The 15,763-nt window shown below is 68.9% G+C and carries 15 protein-coding genes; 7 read left to right on the plus strand and 8 right to left on the minus strand.

Annotation, left to right across the window (positions count from 1 at the left end; genetic code table 11):
* Window positions 1-30: 30 nt before the first annotated feature.
* Window positions 31-681, minus strand: a complete 651-nt coding sequence (locus FB560_RS15345; protein ID WP_141873399.1) for an MIP/aquaporin family protein — start codon at window positions 679-681, stop codon at window positions 31-33.
* Window positions 682-940: 259 nt separating this feature from the next.
* Between FB560_RS15345 and FB560_RS15350 the strand changes: the two genes are divergently transcribed.
* Together FB560_RS15350 and FB560_RS15355 are read left to right on the plus strand one after the other, a co-directional pair.
* The gene (locus tag FB560_RS15350; protein WP_141873400.1) at window positions 941-2,314 is read left to right on the plus strand and encodes an APC family permease; all 1,374 of its coding nucleotides are present in this window, start codon (window positions 941-943) and stop codon (window positions 2,312-2,314) included.
* Complete coding sequence (locus FB560_RS15355) at window positions 2,298-2,525, plus strand: multidrug transporter (protein WP_141873401.1); 228 nt, start codon at window positions 2,298-2,300, stop codon at window positions 2,523-2,525. Before FB560_RS15350 ends, FB560_RS15355 begins: the two co-directional genes overlap by 17 nt.
* A gap of 29 nt (window positions 2,526-2,554) precedes the next feature.
* On the opposite strand, the gene corA is transcribed toward FB560_RS15355, so the two are convergent.
* Window positions 2,555-3,571: a magnesium/cobalt transporter CorA gene (gene corA, locus FB560_RS15360; RefSeq protein ID WP_141873402.1), complete on the minus strand. Its 1,017-nt coding sequence runs from the start codon at window positions 3,569-3,571 to the stop codon at window positions 2,555-2,557.
* Between the two features lie 39 nt (window positions 3,572-3,610).
* Window positions 3,611-4,891 carry a serine hydrolase domain-containing protein gene (locus FB560_RS15365; RefSeq protein WP_141873403.1) on the minus strand — a complete coding sequence of 427 codons (1,281 nt, stop codon included), beginning with the start codon at window positions 4,889-4,891 and terminating at the stop codon, window positions 3,611-3,613.
* A gap of 86 nt (window positions 4,892-4,977) precedes the next feature.
* On the opposite strand from FB560_RS15365, the gene FB560_RS15370 reads away from it, so the two are divergent.
* Window positions 4,978-5,292, plus strand: coding sequence for a DUF2470 domain-containing protein (locus FB560_RS15370; RefSeq protein WP_141873404.1), 315 nt, complete (start codon window positions 4,978-4,980; stop codon window positions 5,290-5,292).
* Between the two features lie 74 nt (window positions 5,293-5,366).
* Complete coding sequence (locus FB560_RS15375) at window positions 5,367-6,014, plus strand: biliverdin-producing heme oxygenase (RefSeq protein WP_141873405.1); 648 nt, start codon at window positions 5,367-5,369, stop codon at window positions 6,012-6,014.
* Between the two features lie 9 nt (window positions 6,015-6,023).
* Here FB560_RS15375 and FB560_RS15380 read toward each other — a convergent pair whose 3' ends face one another.
* On the minus strand, window positions 6,024-7,418 hold the full coding sequence (locus FB560_RS15380) for an ATP-dependent DNA helicase (RefSeq protein WP_141873406.1): 1,395 nt from the start codon (window positions 7,416-7,418) through the stop codon (window positions 6,024-6,026).
* A gap of 115 nt (window positions 7,419-7,533) precedes the next feature.
* On the opposite strand from FB560_RS15380, the gene FB560_RS15385 reads away from it, so the two are divergent.
* Entirely contained in the window at window positions 7,534-8,604 is a 1,071-nt protein-coding gene (locus tag FB560_RS15385; protein ID WP_141873407.1) for a hypothetical protein, read from the plus strand.
* A 9-nt stretch (window positions 8,605-8,613) separates the two neighbouring features.
* Here the strand turns inward: FB560_RS15385 and FB560_RS15390 are convergent, their stop codons facing one another.
* The 3 genes from FB560_RS15390 to FB560_RS15400 all read right to left on the minus strand — a co-directional run bounded on the left by FB560_RS15390 (window position 8,614) and on the right by FB560_RS15400 (window position 11,796).
* Window positions 8,614-10,614 (minus strand): cytochrome c oxidase assembly protein, encoded by a 2,001-nt coding sequence (locus tag FB560_RS15390; protein WP_141873408.1) that lies wholly within the window; start codon window positions 10,612-10,614, stop codon window positions 8,614-8,616.
* A 128-nt stretch (window positions 10,615-10,742) separates the two neighbouring features.
* The gene (locus FB560_RS15395) at window positions 10,743-11,030 is read right to left on the minus strand and encodes an HU family DNA-binding protein (RefSeq protein ID WP_017203554.1); all 288 of its coding nucleotides are present in this window, start codon (window positions 11,028-11,030) and stop codon (window positions 10,743-10,745) included.
* Between the two features lie 181 nt (window positions 11,031-11,211).
* Entirely contained in the window at window positions 11,212-11,796 is a 585-nt protein-coding gene (locus FB560_RS15400) for a TetR/AcrR family transcriptional regulator (RefSeq protein ID WP_141873409.1), read from the minus strand.
* Between the two features lie 132 nt (window positions 11,797-11,928).
* Between FB560_RS15400 and FB560_RS15405 the strand changes: the two genes are divergently transcribed.
* Window positions 11,929-12,993: an LLM class flavin-dependent oxidoreductase gene (locus tag FB560_RS15405; RefSeq protein ID WP_211350000.1), complete on the plus strand. Its 1,065-nt coding sequence runs from the start codon at window positions 11,929-11,931 to the stop codon at window positions 12,991-12,993.
* Between the two features lie 18 nt (window positions 12,994-13,011).
* Here FB560_RS15405 and FB560_RS15410 read toward each other — a convergent pair whose 3' ends face one another.
* A complete protein-coding gene (locus FB560_RS15410; RefSeq protein ID WP_141873410.1) occupies window positions 13,012-14,328 on the minus strand; it encodes an NtaA/DmoA family FMN-dependent monooxygenase in 1,317 nt (438 codons plus the stop codon).
* A gap of 171 nt (window positions 14,329-14,499) precedes the next feature.
* On the opposite strand from FB560_RS15410, the gene FB560_RS15415 reads away from it, so the two are divergent.
* On the plus strand, window positions 14,500-15,759 hold the full coding sequence (locus FB560_RS15415; protein WP_141873411.1) for an acyl-CoA dehydrogenase family protein: 1,260 nt from the start codon (window positions 14,500-14,502) through the stop codon (window positions 15,757-15,759).
* Window positions 15,760-15,763 lie beyond the last annotated feature (4 nt).

Raw genomic sequence — 15,763 nt, forward strand, 5'->3', positions numbered from 1 at the left:
ACGGGATGCGCGGCGTTCGGAGAGAAGCTGTTACTCGCCGGCGGCGATCTTCTTCGCGTCGTCCGTGTTGAGCACGCGGAACAGGATCGCGGCGATCACGGCACCGACGATCGGGGCGACGAAGTAGAGCCACAGGGAGCTCCACGCGAAGTGACCGCTGACCGAGAGTCCGAGCGCGACGGCCGGGTTGAAGCCACCACCCGAGATCGAGCCGACCGTGGTCGCACCGACGAAGACGACGCCACCGATCGCGAGACCGTAGAACGAGTTGCCCGCGGTGTCCTTCGAGGTCGCGACGTTCAGCACGACGTAGACCAGGATCAGCGTGAAGAGCGCCTCGACGAGGAAGGCGGGGCCGACCTCGATGACCATGGCCTTCTCACCGGCCGGCCACACGGTCAGGCTCACCAGTGCGGCAAGCACGCCACCGACGAGCTGAGCGATCAGATAGGCGACGAAGTCGACGACGCTGAGGCCGCCGCGCAGGAAGACACCGACCGAGACGGCGGGGTTGAGGTGCGCACCCGAGATGTGGCCCGTCGCGTAGACGAGGACGGCCAGCGTGAAACCGATGGCCAGCGGAGTCAGCGGGTTGCCGCTGTTGACGGCGGCGATGATCGCGAGGACGAAGAGGAAGGTCGCGAGCGCTTCGGCGAGCGCCTTGCGTGCGGTACCGGTCATGAGTGAACCCATTTCTTGTGAGGTTGTGAGCGATACGCATGATCGCCCGCGCACTCGGCCGGCTCCCCCGCCTCGCGCGACCACAATATATCGGCTCTCCGAGACCGAGGCGTGGGGACTCGCGGTTTTTCTGTGAGAAGGCTGAGTGTGACGGAGCCCGGGGAATCTCCGGAATGTCCCCGGTAGGAGCACTGCGACAGCCACGCGAGGCGGTGTCAACCCCGTCGTCGTCTCCCACCCCGGCACCTACCGTGTGAGGATGACCACCGAGATCGCTCCCGCCGCGGAGACCCCCACCCGGCTGCGGAGGGCGATCACCGGCCCTCTCCTGTTCGCCTTCATCCTCGGCGACGTGCTGGGCGCCGGGATCTACGCGCTCATGGGTGTGCTGTCGGAGAAGGTCGGCGGGATGCTGTGGGCGCCACTGCTGCTGGCCCTGCTGCTCGCCCTGCTCACCGCCGGCTCCTATGCGGAGCTGGTCACCAAGTATCCGAAGGCCGGAGGCGCCGCCGTCTTCGCCGAACGGGCGTTCCACAGCCCGTTGGTGTCGTTCCTGGTCGGCTTCAGCATGCTGGCGGCCGGGGTGACGAGCGCAGCGGGACTCGCTCTCGCCTTCGCGGGCGACTACCTGAGCACCTTCGTCGATCTTCCGACCATCCCGGTGGCGATCGCGTTCCTCGCCGTGGTGGCGGCACTGAACGCCCGCGGCATCCGCGAGTCGCTCGGAGCCAACCTGGTCATGACGGCGATCGAGCTGAGCGGGCTGGTCATCGTGGTCGCGGTCGTGGCGATGTTCGTGGGCGGGGGCGGAGGAGACATCTCCCGCATCACCGAGACCCCCGAGGGCACGAGCGTCGCACTCTCGGTGCTCGCCGGCGCCGTGATCGCGTACTACTCGTTCGTGGGTTTCGAGACCTCCGCGAACATGATCGAAGAGGTGAAGGATCCGCGACGCACGTATCCGCGGGCCCTCTTCGCTGCGCTGTTCACGGCGGGTGCCGTGTATGTGCTGGTCGGAGTCGCGAGCTCGATCGCGCTGCCGGCGGCAGACCTCCAGGAGTCCAGCGGCCCGCTGCTCGCCGTCGTCGAGGCGACCGGAGTGAGCGTCCCCTCCTGGCTGTTCAGCCTCATCGCATTGATCGCGGTCGCGAACGGCGCGCTGCTGACGATGATCATGGTCAGTCGCCTCACCTACGGGATGTCGGAGCAGAAGCTGCTGCCCGCCGTCCTCTCCCGCGTGCTGCCGAAGCGGAAGACACCCTGGGTCGCCATCCTGGCCAGCACCCTGGTGGCCATGGGTCTGACACTCGTCGGAGACCTGGCCACGCTCGCCGAGACCGTCGTGCTGCTCCTGCTCTTCGTCTTCCTGAGCGCGAACGTGTCGGTGCTGGTGCTGCGGCGCGACCGCGTCGATCACGACCACTTCCGGGTGTGGACGTTCGTCCCCGTGCTCGGCATCGGCTCCTGCATCCTGCTGCTCACGCAGCAGCGCCCGATCGTCTGGCTGTTCGGAGCGATCCTGCTCGCGGTCGGCGCCCTGCTCTCTCTCCTCGCCCGCTGGGGACGGCGACGCGCGGAGGACAAGACCCACACCCCCGATACCGAGGAGAAGCACCATGACGAAGCCCGATGAGACCTCCGCCGAGGCGACGTCCGTCCCCGAGATGACGAGCGAGGAGAAGCGCCACGATCAGCTCACCGCTGCTCCCGACGCCACGGAGGCCGACGCGGCCCCGCGCATCGAGGTGACCGAACGAGAAGGCGTCACCCGCATCGACATCGCCCCGGATGCCGCCGTGCGACCCGGCCCCGGTCCCGGTATGCCCGACGCCGACGAAGGCTGACCGCTCCGGCGTCCCGGGCGAGCGGGATGCTAGAGCCAGCCCTTGCGCTTGAACACGACGTACAGGCCCAGGCCCATCGCCAGCATCATGGCGATCGCCATCGGATATCCGAGCACCCAGTGCAGTTCGGGCATGTGGTCGAAGTTCATGCCGTAGATCGTCCCGATCAGGGTCGGTGCGAACAGGATCGCCGCCCAGCCGGAGATCTTCTTGACCTCTTCGTTCTGTCGGATGCTCAGTTCGGTCATCCGCCGCATCTCCTCGTTCTGACGGCGCGCGACGATCGTCGACTCCACCGTCAGCGCATTGTCGAGCACCGTGCGGAACGTGTTCGCCCGGTCGGCGACGCGGAGCGTGTGGTCGAGCACGTCGCGCAGGTAGCGCTGCAACTCCTCGTCGACCAGGTACTTCTCGGAACCGCGCAGCAGCGCCTCCAGCATCCCCGACAACGGCTGGGTCGCGCGCTGGAAGTCGATCACCTCGCGGCCGAGCTCGTAGATGCGCTGCGTGGCGTCCACGTCGTCCTCGAACAGCTGGCTCTCGATCTCGTCGATGTCGTTCTCGAGCCCGGCGAGCACGGGAGCGTACTCGTCGACGACCTCGTCGAGGATCGCATACAGCACCGCCTCGGGGCCGCGCGCGAGCAGTGCGGGGTCGCCCTCCAGGCGGCGGCGCACCCGTCCCAGATCCGGCGACTCGGCGTGCCGGATCGTCACGACGAAGTCCGGTCCGACCACGACGTGCACCTCACCGAACTCGACCTCCTCGGTGTCGTCCAGGTAGCGCGCGGGACGCAGCACCATGAACAGCACGTCGCCGTAGCGCTCGAGCTTGGAACGCTGGTGTCCGCCGAGCGCATCCTCCACGACGAGCGCGTGGATGCCGAACTCGTCGGCGACCTCGCGGATCTCCTCCTCGCTGGGGCGGTACAGGCCGATCCAGCTCATGCCCTGCCGCTCGCGCATCCGCTCGAAGGTCTCGCTGAGACTCTTCGGATTCGCTGTGCGGATGCCGTCCACGTAGATCGCGTTGTCGATGATCGTCATCGCCGCTCCTTCCGGACGCCGCCGCAGGTCAGAACGGGATCACTCCGCGGGGGGCGCGGCGCAGGTGAGCGCCGCGTTGGTGATCGACTCGTGGTACTGCTCGCCCGTGAACGGCAGCCCGAACTCGGGAGCGGTCTGGCCCTCCGCGGCGGGAGCCTTCGAACCGATCGCGGCGAGCTCCCAGGCGAGGTAGGCGGCGATGTTGCCCGAGGCCGTGGAGTCGTTGAGCACGACGGCCACGGTGAAACCTGTCGCAGGATCGGAGTACGCAGCGGTCGCGTAGCCGGGCGTCCATCCGTGCTGGCCGATGAGGGAGCCCACGAGGTAGGCGCCGCCGGTGGCCTGATACCAGGACGGTGCGGAGCTGCTGAGCGGGAGCGGGGAGCCGAAGCGGTCCGGATCGTCCTTCGTGCGGAGCGCCTGCTGCGCCTCGGCCTGCGCGTAGCGGCCGAGGTCGGCGATCGTGGAGACCGCACCGGAGTCCGTGAACCCGCTGCTCGCCGACAGTGTGGTGATGTCGACCGGCGCCGCACAGTCGTACCCGCCCTCCACGGCGTTCATGTAGTGGCCCTTCAACACGGGTCCGGTCGACGGCGGAGCGGCCGCGTCACCGGGCAGCGACGTGTTCGACAGGCCGAGGGGCTCGGTGACGTACTCCGCGATCAGCTCAGATGCCGACATGCCTGAGGCCCGCTCCAGCGCGAGCCCGAGCAGCAGATATCCCGCATCGGAATCGCGGAAGGTGGTGTGCGGGGGGATCCGCTCCCGACCGAGGCCGTAGCCGGCGAGCTCCAGAGGAGACCAGATGCGACCCGGCGTGTTCATCCACGCCGACTTCACGGTCGCCTCGGAGGAGCCGGCACCGCTGGTGCCGTTGCAGAGGTCGAGGAGCGTGATGTCCTTCATGTCGGCCACGCCGGAGACGTACTCGGGCACGGGCGCGTCGAGCTCGACGGTGCCCTCGTCGGCCAGCGCGTAGAGCACATCGCAGGTCATCAGGCGGGTCACGTCGGCGATGCGGAACGACATGTCGGTGTCGACCGGGGCGCCGTCCTTCTCGGTCGTGCCGACGCCGGTCACCCAGGATCCGGCCCACGGCACCCAGACGCCCACGATCGCTCCGGATGCCCCCGAGGAGACCATCGCGCTGTCGACCGCCGCCTGCATCGCGGCGACCGTGTCGTCGGGGAGGGCGCCGTCGACCTGAGCGGGCGGGGTGTAGGTGAAGGAGTCCTCCGCAGTACAACCGGTGAGGACGAGACCGAGCACGGCCGCACTGGCCGCGGCGGCGCGCCACCGGCGCGACGAGAGAAGCTGCATGGAAGGAACCCCCGAGAAGATGTCTCCCGAGTCTAGAACGCGGATGCTGAAAGACCACCCCGCGCGAAGCGTCATAAGGTGTGAATGTGCCCCACTCCTTCGATGCCGACGTGACCGCCGCCGTGCTGCGCCACATGAACGGCGACCACACCGACGACAATCTCCTCATCGCCCGGGCCTTCTCGGCCTCGGACGGCGGTGCGATCACGGACGCCGTGATGACGGGATTCGACGGGGACGGCGGCCGGTGGGACGTCACCCGCGACGGAGTCACGTCCGAGCTGACGGTGGCGTGGCCGGGCGGCCCCATCGCCGACCGCCCCGCAGTGCGCCGCGAGGTCGTCGCGATCTACGACGCTGCGTGCGAGCGCCTGGGCATCGAGCCGCGTCCGCACGACTGATCCCCAGGATTCGCACCGGGAATTCATGAGTCTCCGGGTTTCGTGACGACTTAGGCAACCCTTACACTGAGGTCATGTCCGAGATCCTCTCCTTCTCCGCCGCCCTCCGGGAACGTTCCTCCGGATCGCACTCGCGCAGCGAGACCGCCGGCTTCATGTCCGACCTCCTCAAGGGCGAGGGTTCTCGCGAGGACTACATCTCCCTCGTCGCGCAGCACTACTTCATCTACGACGCACTCGAGGGTGTCGGCGAGCGCATGCGCCAGGATCCGGTGGCCTCGGTGTTCCTCAGCGACAAGCTCACGCGCCTTCCCGCGCTCGAAGCCGACCTGGAGTTCCTGCTCGGAGCCGACTGGCGCGAGCAGATCGTCGCGCTGCCCACGACGCAGCGGTACGTGGACCGCATCCGCGAGGTCGGCGCGACCTGGCCGGGCGGCTTCGTCGCGCACCACTACACCCGCTACCTCGGCGATCTCTCGGGCGGGATCTTCATCGGCCGCGTGATGGCACGCCGCTTCGGCTTCGAGACGAACGGCATCGGCTTCTACCTGTTCGACGACATCGCCGACCCCGCCGCGTTCAAGGACGTCTACCGCGAGCAGCTCGACTCCGCCCCATGGGACGAGGCCGAGCGCGAGCGCGTGATCGACGAGGTGCTGCTCGCCTACCGCTTCAACACGGAGCTGTTCGAAGACCTCGACCGGGCGCGCGCGGCGGCCTGACGAGACCGCTCAGCTCTTCGGGAGCTCCGGCGTGGATGCCGCCAGCCACGCATCGCGCATGAATCGCCGCACGTCCTCATCGACGCGGATATCGCGAGGACGCAGGTCCCGTGACAGGTACAGCCCCTCCAGCGAGGTCAGTCGGCTGAGCGCGACGTAGGTCTGCCCGGGTGCGAACGCCCCGGAACCGAGGTCGATGATCGCGCGCTCGTACGTCTTGCCCTGCGACTTGTGGATCGTGACGGCCCACGCCAGCCGCAGGGGGAACTGCGTGAACTCGGCGACCACGTCGCGGCTGAGCTTCTTGGTGTTCTGGTCGTACGCGTAGCGGAAGCGCTCCCAGACGGCCGGTTCGACGTCGACCTCCTCGCCGTCGATGTCGACGCGCACGGAACTGCCGAGAATGCGCAGCACCGTGCCGATCGTGCCGTTCACCCAGCGCGGAGGCTCACCCGACATCGCGGTGTCGTTGCGGAGGAACATCACCTGCGCGCCGACCTTGAGCTTGAGCTCGGCTTCGGCGGGCAACGATGCCTCTCCGCGTCCGAAGTCGCCGCTGACCTCGGCGCGCGCCGTCTGCTCCTTGCCCGCGAGGGCGGCGAGGTGGCGGCTGTTGATGCTGTTCACGATGTCGTTGCGCGTGGCCAGGGTGATCATCGGCACCTCGCCCGGCTCCGGTTCAGGGGGCGTTCGTGCGCCCTGGGTGTTGAGCACTCCGGCGATCTCGGCCGTGACCCGCCCGTAGCGCACGGCATTGAGCATGGCCTTGAAGCCGTCATCCGACTGACGATGGATCTGCACCAGTTCGCGCACGTGCAGCTTCGCCCGGGTGTCGACCTCGAAGAGCCCCTGCTGGTCGGACGAACCCGAGCCCCCCGAGCCGCCCGCCCACACCTTCGCGTCGAAGAACCAGAACGACCGGTAGTGGTCCTGCACATAGCGGGCCTCGTCGCCGCGCGGCGGCACCGGGGCGAGCTGGTAGGGGTCGCCGAACATCACGACCTGCACCCCGCCGAACGGCTCGCCGCGCCGACCTCGTGCCTGGCGGAGCGACCGGTCGATCGCATCCATCAGGTCGGCGTTGACCATCGAGATCTCATCGATGACCAGCGTCTCGATCGCGTTCAGGATGCGGCGCGTGGCGTCGTTCTGATCGATGTCGCCATCCGCGATCAGTCCGATGGGCAGGCGGAACAGCGAGTGGATCGTCTGCCCCTCGACATTGAGCGCCGCCACTCCCGTGGGCGCACAGATCGCGATCTGCTTGGCGGTGTTCCACGCGAAGTACTGCAGCAGGGTCGACTTCCCCGTGCCGGCACGGCCGGTGATGAACACGTGCTCGCTGGTGTCCTCGATGAGACGGAACAGCTCGTGCTGCTCGTCGGACAGGGCGGGAAGGGACACGGATCTCTCACGGGGAAGCGGGTGGGTACAGGCGCTCCCCCATGGTACGGCCCGGCATCGGCCAGCGCCTCGTGGCGCTCGGCATCGTCTCAGGACGTCCTCCTAGACTGGCGCCATGAACCAGGTGGAGACGAAGGCGCCTCGGCGCGCTCGTCTCGGCGTCGACCTCGCGATGCTGACCGTCATCGGGCTGCTCCTGGTCGCGGCGATCGGCGCCGGCGGTGCCACCCTGTACCAGCAGTTCTACGGCCCTTCGGCCTTCGTCACCCGCTACCTCGACCTGCTCTCGGCCGGGCGGGCGGCCGACGCGCTGCGCATCCCCGGGGTCGCGATCGACCGCGAGACGCTCGCTCAGGCCGGCGTCGACGCGGGGGCATCCGAGGCGATGCTCCGCCACGCCGCTCTGGCACCGCTGTCCGACATACACGTCGACTCGGAGAAGCCCGTCGACGGCGGAACCGCCGTGACCGTCAGTTACCAGGCCGGTGGCCACGAAGGCACCACCACCTTCCTCGTCGCGCAGGACGGCTGGGTAGGCGTCACCCCCAACTGGCGTTTCATGACCAGCCCGCTCGCGGTCGTCGACCTCACCCTCCGGGGCGCGGATCAGTTCGCGGTCAACGGGTTCGAGGTCGATCGGCGGCAGATCTCGGCGGACGGCGCCGAAGCCGGAGCCCTCGACCCGCTGTCCCTCCTCGTCTTCACACCGGGCCTCTACTCGGTCACGGTCGACACGGCGATCGCCGAGGCGACCGGCATCGGCGTCCTCGCGGACACCCCGCTCGCGATCACTCCCCTCGACGTGCAGACGACACCGACGAAGGAGTTCGTCGGCGTCGTGCAGGAACGCGTCGAGGAGTTCCTCACGCAGTGCACGGCACAGGAGGTCCTCCAGCCGACGGCATGCCCGTTCGGCCTGCAGGTCAGCAACCGCATCGCCTCCTTGCCGAAGTGGTCGATCGCCGAGCAGCCCCAGGTGACCGTCGCCCCGGACGGCGGGCACTGGCAGATCCCTCCCGCTGACGCCGTGGCGCACGTCGAGGTCGAGATCAAGTCGCTGTTCGACGGCTCGGTCGAGGCCGTCTCGGAAGACGTCCCGTTCCAGGTCAACGGATCGATCCTGATCCTGCCCAACGGCTCCGCATCGATCCGCGTCGGATCGCCGGGCGAGCCCGCAGGAGACTAGCGGCCGCGGTCAGGCGCGCTCGGCCTGACGGCGGTCGCGCTCGGCGAGAGCGGCGAGCTTGGCGTTGTACTCCTCGAGCTCGGCATCGCCCGTGCGGTCGGCATGGCGGTCTCCGCGGCGCTGCACCTTGGTGTCGTCCCGGCTCCACTGGATCGCGACGGTGATCGCGAGGATGAGCGTCGGGATCTCACCGATCGACCAGGCGACACCGCCGCCGATGTACTGATCGTCCATCGGGTCAGGGCCCCAGGTGCGCCCCATGGAGCCGAACCAGTCGGCGACCATCAACCCCTCCTGCATCATGATCGCCATGCCGAAGAAGGCGTGCATGGCCATCACCGCGATCAGGGTGATCAGGCGGCCGGCGTAGGGCAGGCGGTAGGGCACCGGGTCCGCGCCGATCAGGCTCAGCACGAACAGGTAGCCGGAGATCAGGAAGTGCGCGACCATCCACTCGTGTCCGAGGTGCTCGTACATCGACCAGCGCACGAGATCGGTGAAGTAGAACGCCCACAGCGACAGGATGAAGATGCCCGCCGCGACGAACGGATGCGTGACGACGCGCGAGAACGGGGAGTGCACGGCCCACATGATCCACTCGCGTCCGCCGCGCGTGCCGTCGTCGCGCTTGTGGACGGCGCGCAGGGCGAGCGTGATCGGGGCTCCGCTCACGAGCAGCAGCGGGATCGCCATCGACAGCATCATGTGCCCGAGCATGTGCACGCTGAACAGGTACTCCTGGTACGCGTTGATCGGGCCGCCGGTGACCCAGACCAGCATCAGCATGCCCAGCACCCAGAAGATGGTGCGGTAGATCGGCCAGCGGTCGCCCCGGCGGTGCAGGCGGATGACCCCGGCCAGGTAGAAGAACAGTCCGAACCCGGCGGCGACCAGCCACAGGATGTCGATGTCCCACGACGTGAACCAGCGGTCGATCGTGAACTCCGGCGGCAGCGCGGTGCGGGTCAGCACCTCGGCCGGCGTCTGGGCGAACGCCACCTCACCGGTCGGCGGAGGGGTGCGCGCGAGCGCGGCTGCGGCGCCCGAAGCCAGACCCATGAGTGCGACCTCGCACAGGACCAGCATCCAGAACCAGCGGGAGGCGCGTTCGCCGGAGAGCCGGGGGATCAGCCGCGCGCGATACCAGGCGCCGAGCAGCCCCATGCCCCCCAGCAGCACGACCTTGGCGATCAGGATGACGCCGTACGGCGTCCACAGCGCACTCCAGTCCCCGAGAGCGACGACCGAGCGCGCGACGCCCGAGACGGCGACCACGACGAACGCGGCGATCGCGAGGGTGGAGTAGCGCGACACGAGGCGCGGGGTGTCGACGTCCGGTCGACCGCGGAGCACGACCAGCAGCAGCAGTCCGCCGAGCCAGACCGCGGCGCCGATCGTGTGGAGGAGGATCGAGTTGACCGCGACGTTGTGGCCGGCGAGGTCACCCGCGTGGCCCTGGGTGGCCAGGGGCAGGAACGAGGCGGCGGCGAGGATCGCCGTGAGCAGGGTCGTGGTCCAGCTCCGCCACGCGAACGCGAGAACCGTGATGACCGCTCCGAACACGGTCGTGATGAGCCACGACTGACCGAGCGGCAGGGTGAGCAGGAAGCGGCCGAGCTGCGAACCGAACTCCCGCTCGAGACTGAGCTGGGGGTTGAACGCGGACATGAACGCGAGGAAACCGGCGAGCCCCGCCGCGACGGTGAAGACCGCCGCTCCGATCGAGGCGACGTTGAGCGCCGTGTCGAAGGACTTCTCGCCGCTGCGCAGCGCGAACAGCGCGAGGACCAGGGAGCCGAGCATCGCGGCGCCCGCCATGTTCATGAGCAGCTTCGCGATCGGGGTGCCCCAGAGCACGAAGGGGCCCGGATCCTGCAGCAGCGGCGTCTTGGCGCCGCCGCCGATGACGAGGGCGGCGATCACGGCCACGAGGGCGGCGGCGATCAGGATGGCCACGCCGGCGACACGATACGCCGAACTCCGGCTGGTCGTATCGGGGCGGGAACTCACCCCTCCAGCCTAAGCCGCGTATCCGCGGTATCCGACCTGCTCGGAACGGCTGTCCGCCCGCCCCGCCCGGGGATGCACGAAGGCCGCCGCCCACAGGGGCGACGGCCTTCGAAGAGGTGCGGTCGAGATTACTTGACGGCAGCCTTCAGCTTGGAGCCAGCGGTGACCTTGACGCGCTTGCCGGCCGGGATCTTGATCTCGGCGCCGGTCTGCGGGTTGCGGCCCGTGCGGGCAGCGGTGTCGACCTGCTCGAACGAGATCCAACCCGGGATCGAGACCTTGCTGCCCTTGGCAACAGCGTCGGAGACCGTGGCGAACAGCGAGTCGAGGACACCGGAGACGGTGGCCTGGCTCTGGCCCGTGGCGCTTGCGATGCTCGCGACGAGCTCGGTCTTGGTGATGGACTTGTCAGCCATGTCATCCTCCAGCGACGAGATCCCGTCGCATCGTTGTGGGTGTCGGAGCGGATGCTCCTGGTCGAGTGACCGCCTTGAATGTATCAACCACCACCCTCATTTCCGCGTCATTTCGCGGGTTTTGGCGATATCCAGGGCGTGTCGCACCACTTTTGTCACTCTGTTAACAGGTTTCCGGCCCTCAGAGCGGCCGATGCGCGTCGATCACGGCACGCGCCGTGCGCTCGAAAGCAGGGGCCACACGCTCCTCGCCATCGAGATATCCCCCCACGAGGGCGGCGTCGCGCAGCAGGACGAGGGAGGCCGCGACCTCGGCAGGACGCTCCAACTCCGCCGTCTCCGCCACGGACTGCAGCGTGCCCCGGAACCACTCCCGGTGCTCGTCGATGAGCCGACGCACGGCCCCCTCGGCATCCGGGTACTCCGCGGCGGCGTTGATGAACGGGCATCCGCGCGTGTGCCGCAGACGGATGTCGGCCGCGATGCCCTCGACGACCGCGTCGAGGAGTCCTTCCGGATCCGTGACGGATGCTCCCGCCGCGACGAACATCGCGCGGAGGTTCTCGTCCTCGTTGTGCAGGTACGCGAGGACGAGGTTCTCCTTGCCGCCGAACTGCTTGTACAGGGTGGCCCTGGTGACCTCGGCCTCGGCGATCACGCGGTCGACGCCCACGGAATGGATGCCCTCGGCATAGAAGAGACGGGTGGCGGTGTCGATCAGGCGCGCGCGAGCCGGGCTCGGCCGTTTCGACGTGGTGGTGGTCATGGGTTCCTCCCGCACGGATAGACAGAACGATTGGTCTACTTTCAGCGTACCCGGTTTCCGACTGTTGCAGGCCGCTGGGGCGCAGACGTCCGCACGGCCTAGCGTCATGACCATGTCTGCAGGAGGAGATTCATGACCACCGCCGCCCCGCGCATCCGTTTCGGATACTGGACCCCGATCTTCGGAGGATGGCTCCGCAACGTCGCCGATGAGCAGACGCCCGCCGATTTCGCGCACCTCGCCGCGATCGCCCGCGCGGCCGAGGACGGCGGCTTCGACCTGACGCTGATCCCCGAACTCAACCTCAACGACGTCAAGGGGCCGGAGGGGCCGGCACTCGACGCATGGACGATCACGGCAGGTCTCGCCGCCGTGACCTCGCGACTGGAACTCCTGGCCGCCGTGCGTCCCGGATTCCACAACCCCGCCCTCGCCGCCAAGCAGGCCGCCACGATCGACGCGATCTCCGGAGGCCGCTTCACCCTCAACGTCGTCTCGGCGTGGTGGGCGGAGGAAGCCAGGCAGTACGGCGGCGTGTTCACCGCGCACGACGACCGCTATGCGCGCACGATCGAGTTCGTCGACGTGCTCCGTGGGCTCTGGAGCGAGACCCCCTTCTCGTATGCGGGCGACTACTACACACTCGACGGCACGTTCCTCGAACCCAAGCCGCAGGTACGACCTCGCATCTACGCGGGCGGCGAGAGCGAAGCAGGGCGACGCACGATCGCCTCCTTCGCGGATGCCTATCTGACCCACGGCGGCACCGTCGACGAGCTCAGGGCGAAGGTCGAGGACATGACCCGACGTCGCGCCGCCGCCGGTCGTACTCCGTTCGAGGCGTTCGGCATGGCGGCGTTCGCGGTCGTGCGCGACACCGAGGACGAGGCCCGCGCCGAGGTCGAGCGCATCACGAACGTGCAGGACGGCCCCGCCTACGCGTCGTACCAGGAGTTCGTCAGCAAGTCGCAGCTCGACACCGCGGTCGACCTCAAGGACTACTCCGTGTCGAACCGCGGCCTGCGCCCCGACCTGATCGGCACGCCCGACCAGGTCGCCGAACGGTTCCTCCGCTTCGCCGAGGTCGGGGTGTCGACGTTCCTGCTGCAGTTCTCGCCGCAGCTCCCCGAACTCGTACGTTTCGCGGAGGAGGTCATCCCCCGCGTGCGGCGGCTGGAGGCCAAGCGCGACGCCTGAGTCGGCCTGTCGACGGCATCAGCGCGCAGCGGTGTACCGGTTCGCCGGGGCCGGGATGCCGAGGTGGCTGCGCAGGGTGTCGCCCGCGTACTCGCGGCGGAAGAGGCCGCGCTGCTGCAGGATCGGCACCACATGCTGCGTGAACTGCTCGAGCTGATCGGGAACCACCGCCGCCTGCAGGATGAACCCGTCGGCCGCACCGTCCTCGTACCAGTGCTGGATCTCGTCGGCGATCCGCTCGGGCGATCCGACCACCCGGAATCCGAACGCCGAGATCGTCCGGTAGAGGAACTCGCGCAGCGTGGCAGAGCCCTCGGCGATGTGCCGGTAGCCGGCGAGCGCGGTGTGGTGCTTCTCGGATGCGGAGGCGAAGCGGTCCAGCGGCACGGGGCCGTCGAGCGGATAGCCGGTCACGTCGATGTCGACCTCCTGGAGCCAGGCGGCCTGGTACTCCGGGATGAACGCCTCGGCGAGGTGCTCCTCGATCCGCCGCGCCTCCTCGTCCGTCGAGCCGACCACGAACGACAGGCCGGGGGTCACGATCGGCAGATGCGTGCGGCCGGCATCACGCGCCTGTCCGGTGATCCGGCCGTAGAACTCCTGCGCCCGCTCGAACGTGGGATGCCCGGTGAAGATCGCATCCGCGTGCCGGGCGGCGAAGTCCGTGCCCGCGGTCGAAGAGCCGGCCTGGAAGATCACGGGCTGCCCCTGCGGCGAGCGCCGTGCACCGAGCGGACCCGTGACGTCGAAGTGCTCGCCGTGGTGGTCGGCGCGGTGCACCTTCGAGACATCGAGGAAGATCCCGCGTTCGGCATCCGCGATCACGGCATCCTCCTCCAGCGAGTCCCACAGCGCACGCACGACCTCGAGCGTCTCCTCCGCCTGCCGGTAGCGGTCGTCGTGGGCGACCACGCCGCGCGTGCCGAAGTTGTCCGCCGCGGCCTGGGCGAAGCTGGTGACGAGGTTCCAGCCCGCGCGCCCACCCGTGAGGTTGTCGAGCGACAGCAGCTGCCTGGCGAGGTTGTACGGCGCCTGGAACTGCGACGACCCCGTCACCACGAGACCCAGCCGTTCGGTCACGGTCGACAGCGCGGCCGCCGTGGTCAGGGGTTCGAAGTCATCCGGTGTCTTGTGCGGCCAGGTGCCGGCGGGGCCGAAGTTGAGTCCGTCCGCGAAGAAGATCGCGTCGAGCAGCCCCGCCTCCGCGACGCGGGCGGTGTCGATCGTGCGCTGCAGCAGGCTCCTCCGATCGGTCGCGACCTCGGGAAGGCGCCATGCGCCGGTCAGCGCTCCTGGCACGTGGCCGAAGGCGAGCAGATGCAGCTGACGGGACATGGATCCTCCTGGGTCGGGTTCCGCGGAAGCGGTGCTCCGATGCAACCGTCTGCTGCGGGCAAGCGATGTCCGTGTGACGCGCCGTGACGGCGCTTTACGGCGCTTTACGCCGCGCGACGCTCTGCGATCGGTCGGGTGCGCCCCCCTCACGGCCACAGCTACCGTGCGAGCATGACGACCATCACCGCCTCCTCGCTCCTCGCCCCGCCGACCGCTCTGGACGCCGATCTCTCGGCGCGATTCCAGCCGGTGTTCGATCGCATCGCCGAGGGCAACCGGGAGCGCGAGTCCGTCAGGGCCTTCCCCACGGAGCAGGTGCGCTGGCTCATCGAGGCCGGCTTCGGGCGGCTCCGCATCCCCGAGTCGCTGGGCGGATGGGGAGCGTCGCTGCGGCAGACGTTCCAGCTGCTCACCGACCTCGGCGAGGCCGACCCCAACGTGTCGCACGTCTGGCGCAACCATCTCGCCTTCGTGGAGGACCGGTTGAACGCCGAACCGTCGGAGACGACCACCGTGTGGCTCGACCGGCTCATCGCCGGCGACTTCGTGGGCGGCGGGTGGACCGAGGCGAACAACGGCTCGTTCTCCGATCTCAAGACGATCCTGCGCCCGCAGGAGGAGTCGGACGGATGGCTGCTCACGGGCGCCAAGTTCTACGCCACGGGCAGCCTGTACGCGGACTGGCTCGACGTGCTCGGGCGCACGGACGACGGACGCATCCTCACAGCCCTCGTGCGCCGCGAGCAGCCGGGCGTCGAGCTGACCGACGACTGGCCCGGATTCGGCCAGCAGACCACCGCGAGCGGCAGCGCGACGTATCGGGATGCCCGTGTCGACGCGCAGGACATCTTCCCCGTCGAGACCCGGTTCAGCTACCAGGGCCTGTTCTATCAGACCTCGCTCCTGGCGATCCTGGCCGGCATCGCCAGGGCGGCACGGCGCGACGGGGTCGCCGCGCTCAAGGCACGCACGCGCACCTACGCCCACGCGCTCGACCAGTCCCCCGTCGACGACGCGCAGCTGCTGCAAGTCATCGGTCGGGTCTCCGCGCACGCCTACGCCGCGGAGGCCGCCGTGCAACGCTCCTCGGCCTCGATCGACGCGGTCGCCGAGGCGCACGCCGTGGGCGATGCGGCCGCCGAGAAGGAGGCGCTCATCCGCTCGACGGTCGAGACCGACCAGGCCCAGCTCGTCGCGATCCAGGCGGCGCTGGATGCCAGCACGATCGTGTTCGATGCCCTCGGCGCCTCCGGCGTCTCCAAGGACCTGCTGCTCGACCGGCACTGGCGGAACGCCCGCACCCTGGCCTCGCACAACCCCCGGGTCTACAAGGAGCGCATCGTCGGCGACTGGTTCGTGCGCGGCACCGACCCGACCAAGATCTTCGGCGAACTCAGCGCGAGCATCGCCGCGGGACAGGGCGCCGGCTGAACCG

It is taken from the genome of Microbacterium saperdae (genome assembly GCF_006716345.1).
Taxonomy (GTDB): Bacteria; Actinomycetota; Actinomycetes; order Actinomycetales; family Microbacteriaceae; genus Microbacterium; species Microbacterium saperdae.

Bases quoted from the DNA above. Each gene is read 5' to 3' on its own strand.
- FB560_RS15345 (WP_141873399.1), bottom strand. From the start codon at position 681: ATGACCGGTACCGCACGCAAGGCGCTCGCCGAAGCGCTCGCGACCTTC.
- FB560_RS15350 (WP_141873400.1), top strand. From the start codon at position 941: ATGACCACCGAGATCGCTCCCGCCGCGGAGACCCCCACCCGGCTGCGG.
- FB560_RS15355 (WP_141873401.1), top strand. From the start codon at position 2,298: ATGACGAAGCCCGATGAGACCTCCGCCGAGGCGACGTCCGTCCCCGAG.
- corA (WP_141873402.1), bottom strand. From the start codon at position 3,571: ATGACGATCATCGACAACGCGATCTACGTGGACGGCATCCGCACAGCG.
- FB560_RS15365 (WP_141873403.1), bottom strand. From the start codon at position 4,891: ATGCAGCTTCTCTCGTCGCGCCGGTGGCGCGCCGCCGCGGCCAGTGCG.
- FB560_RS15375 (WP_141873405.1), top strand. From the start codon at position 5,367: ATGTCCGAGATCCTCTCCTTCTCCGCCGCCCTCCGGGAACGTTCCTCC.
- FB560_RS15385 (WP_141873407.1), top strand. From the start codon at position 7,534: ATGAACCAGGTGGAGACGAAGGCGCCTCGGCGCGCTCGTCTCGGCGTC.
- FB560_RS15395 (WP_017203554.1), bottom strand. From the start codon at position 11,030: ATGGCTGACAAGTCCATCACCAAGACCGAGCTCGTCGCGAGCATCGCA.
- FB560_RS15400 (WP_141873409.1), bottom strand. From the start codon at position 11,796: ATGACCACCACCACGTCGAAACGGCCGAGCCCGGCTCGCGCGCGCCTG.
- FB560_RS15405 (WP_211350000.1), top strand. From the start codon at position 11,929: ATGACCACCGCCGCCCCGCGCATCCGTTTCGGATACTGGACCCCGATC.
- FB560_RS15410 (WP_141873410.1), bottom strand. From the start codon at position 14,328: ATGTCCCGTCAGCTGCATCTGCTCGCCTTCGGCCACGTGCCAGGAGCG.
- FB560_RS15415 (WP_141873411.1), top strand. From the start codon at position 14,500: ATGACGACCATCACCGCCTCCTCGCTCCTCGCCCCGCCGACCGCTCTG.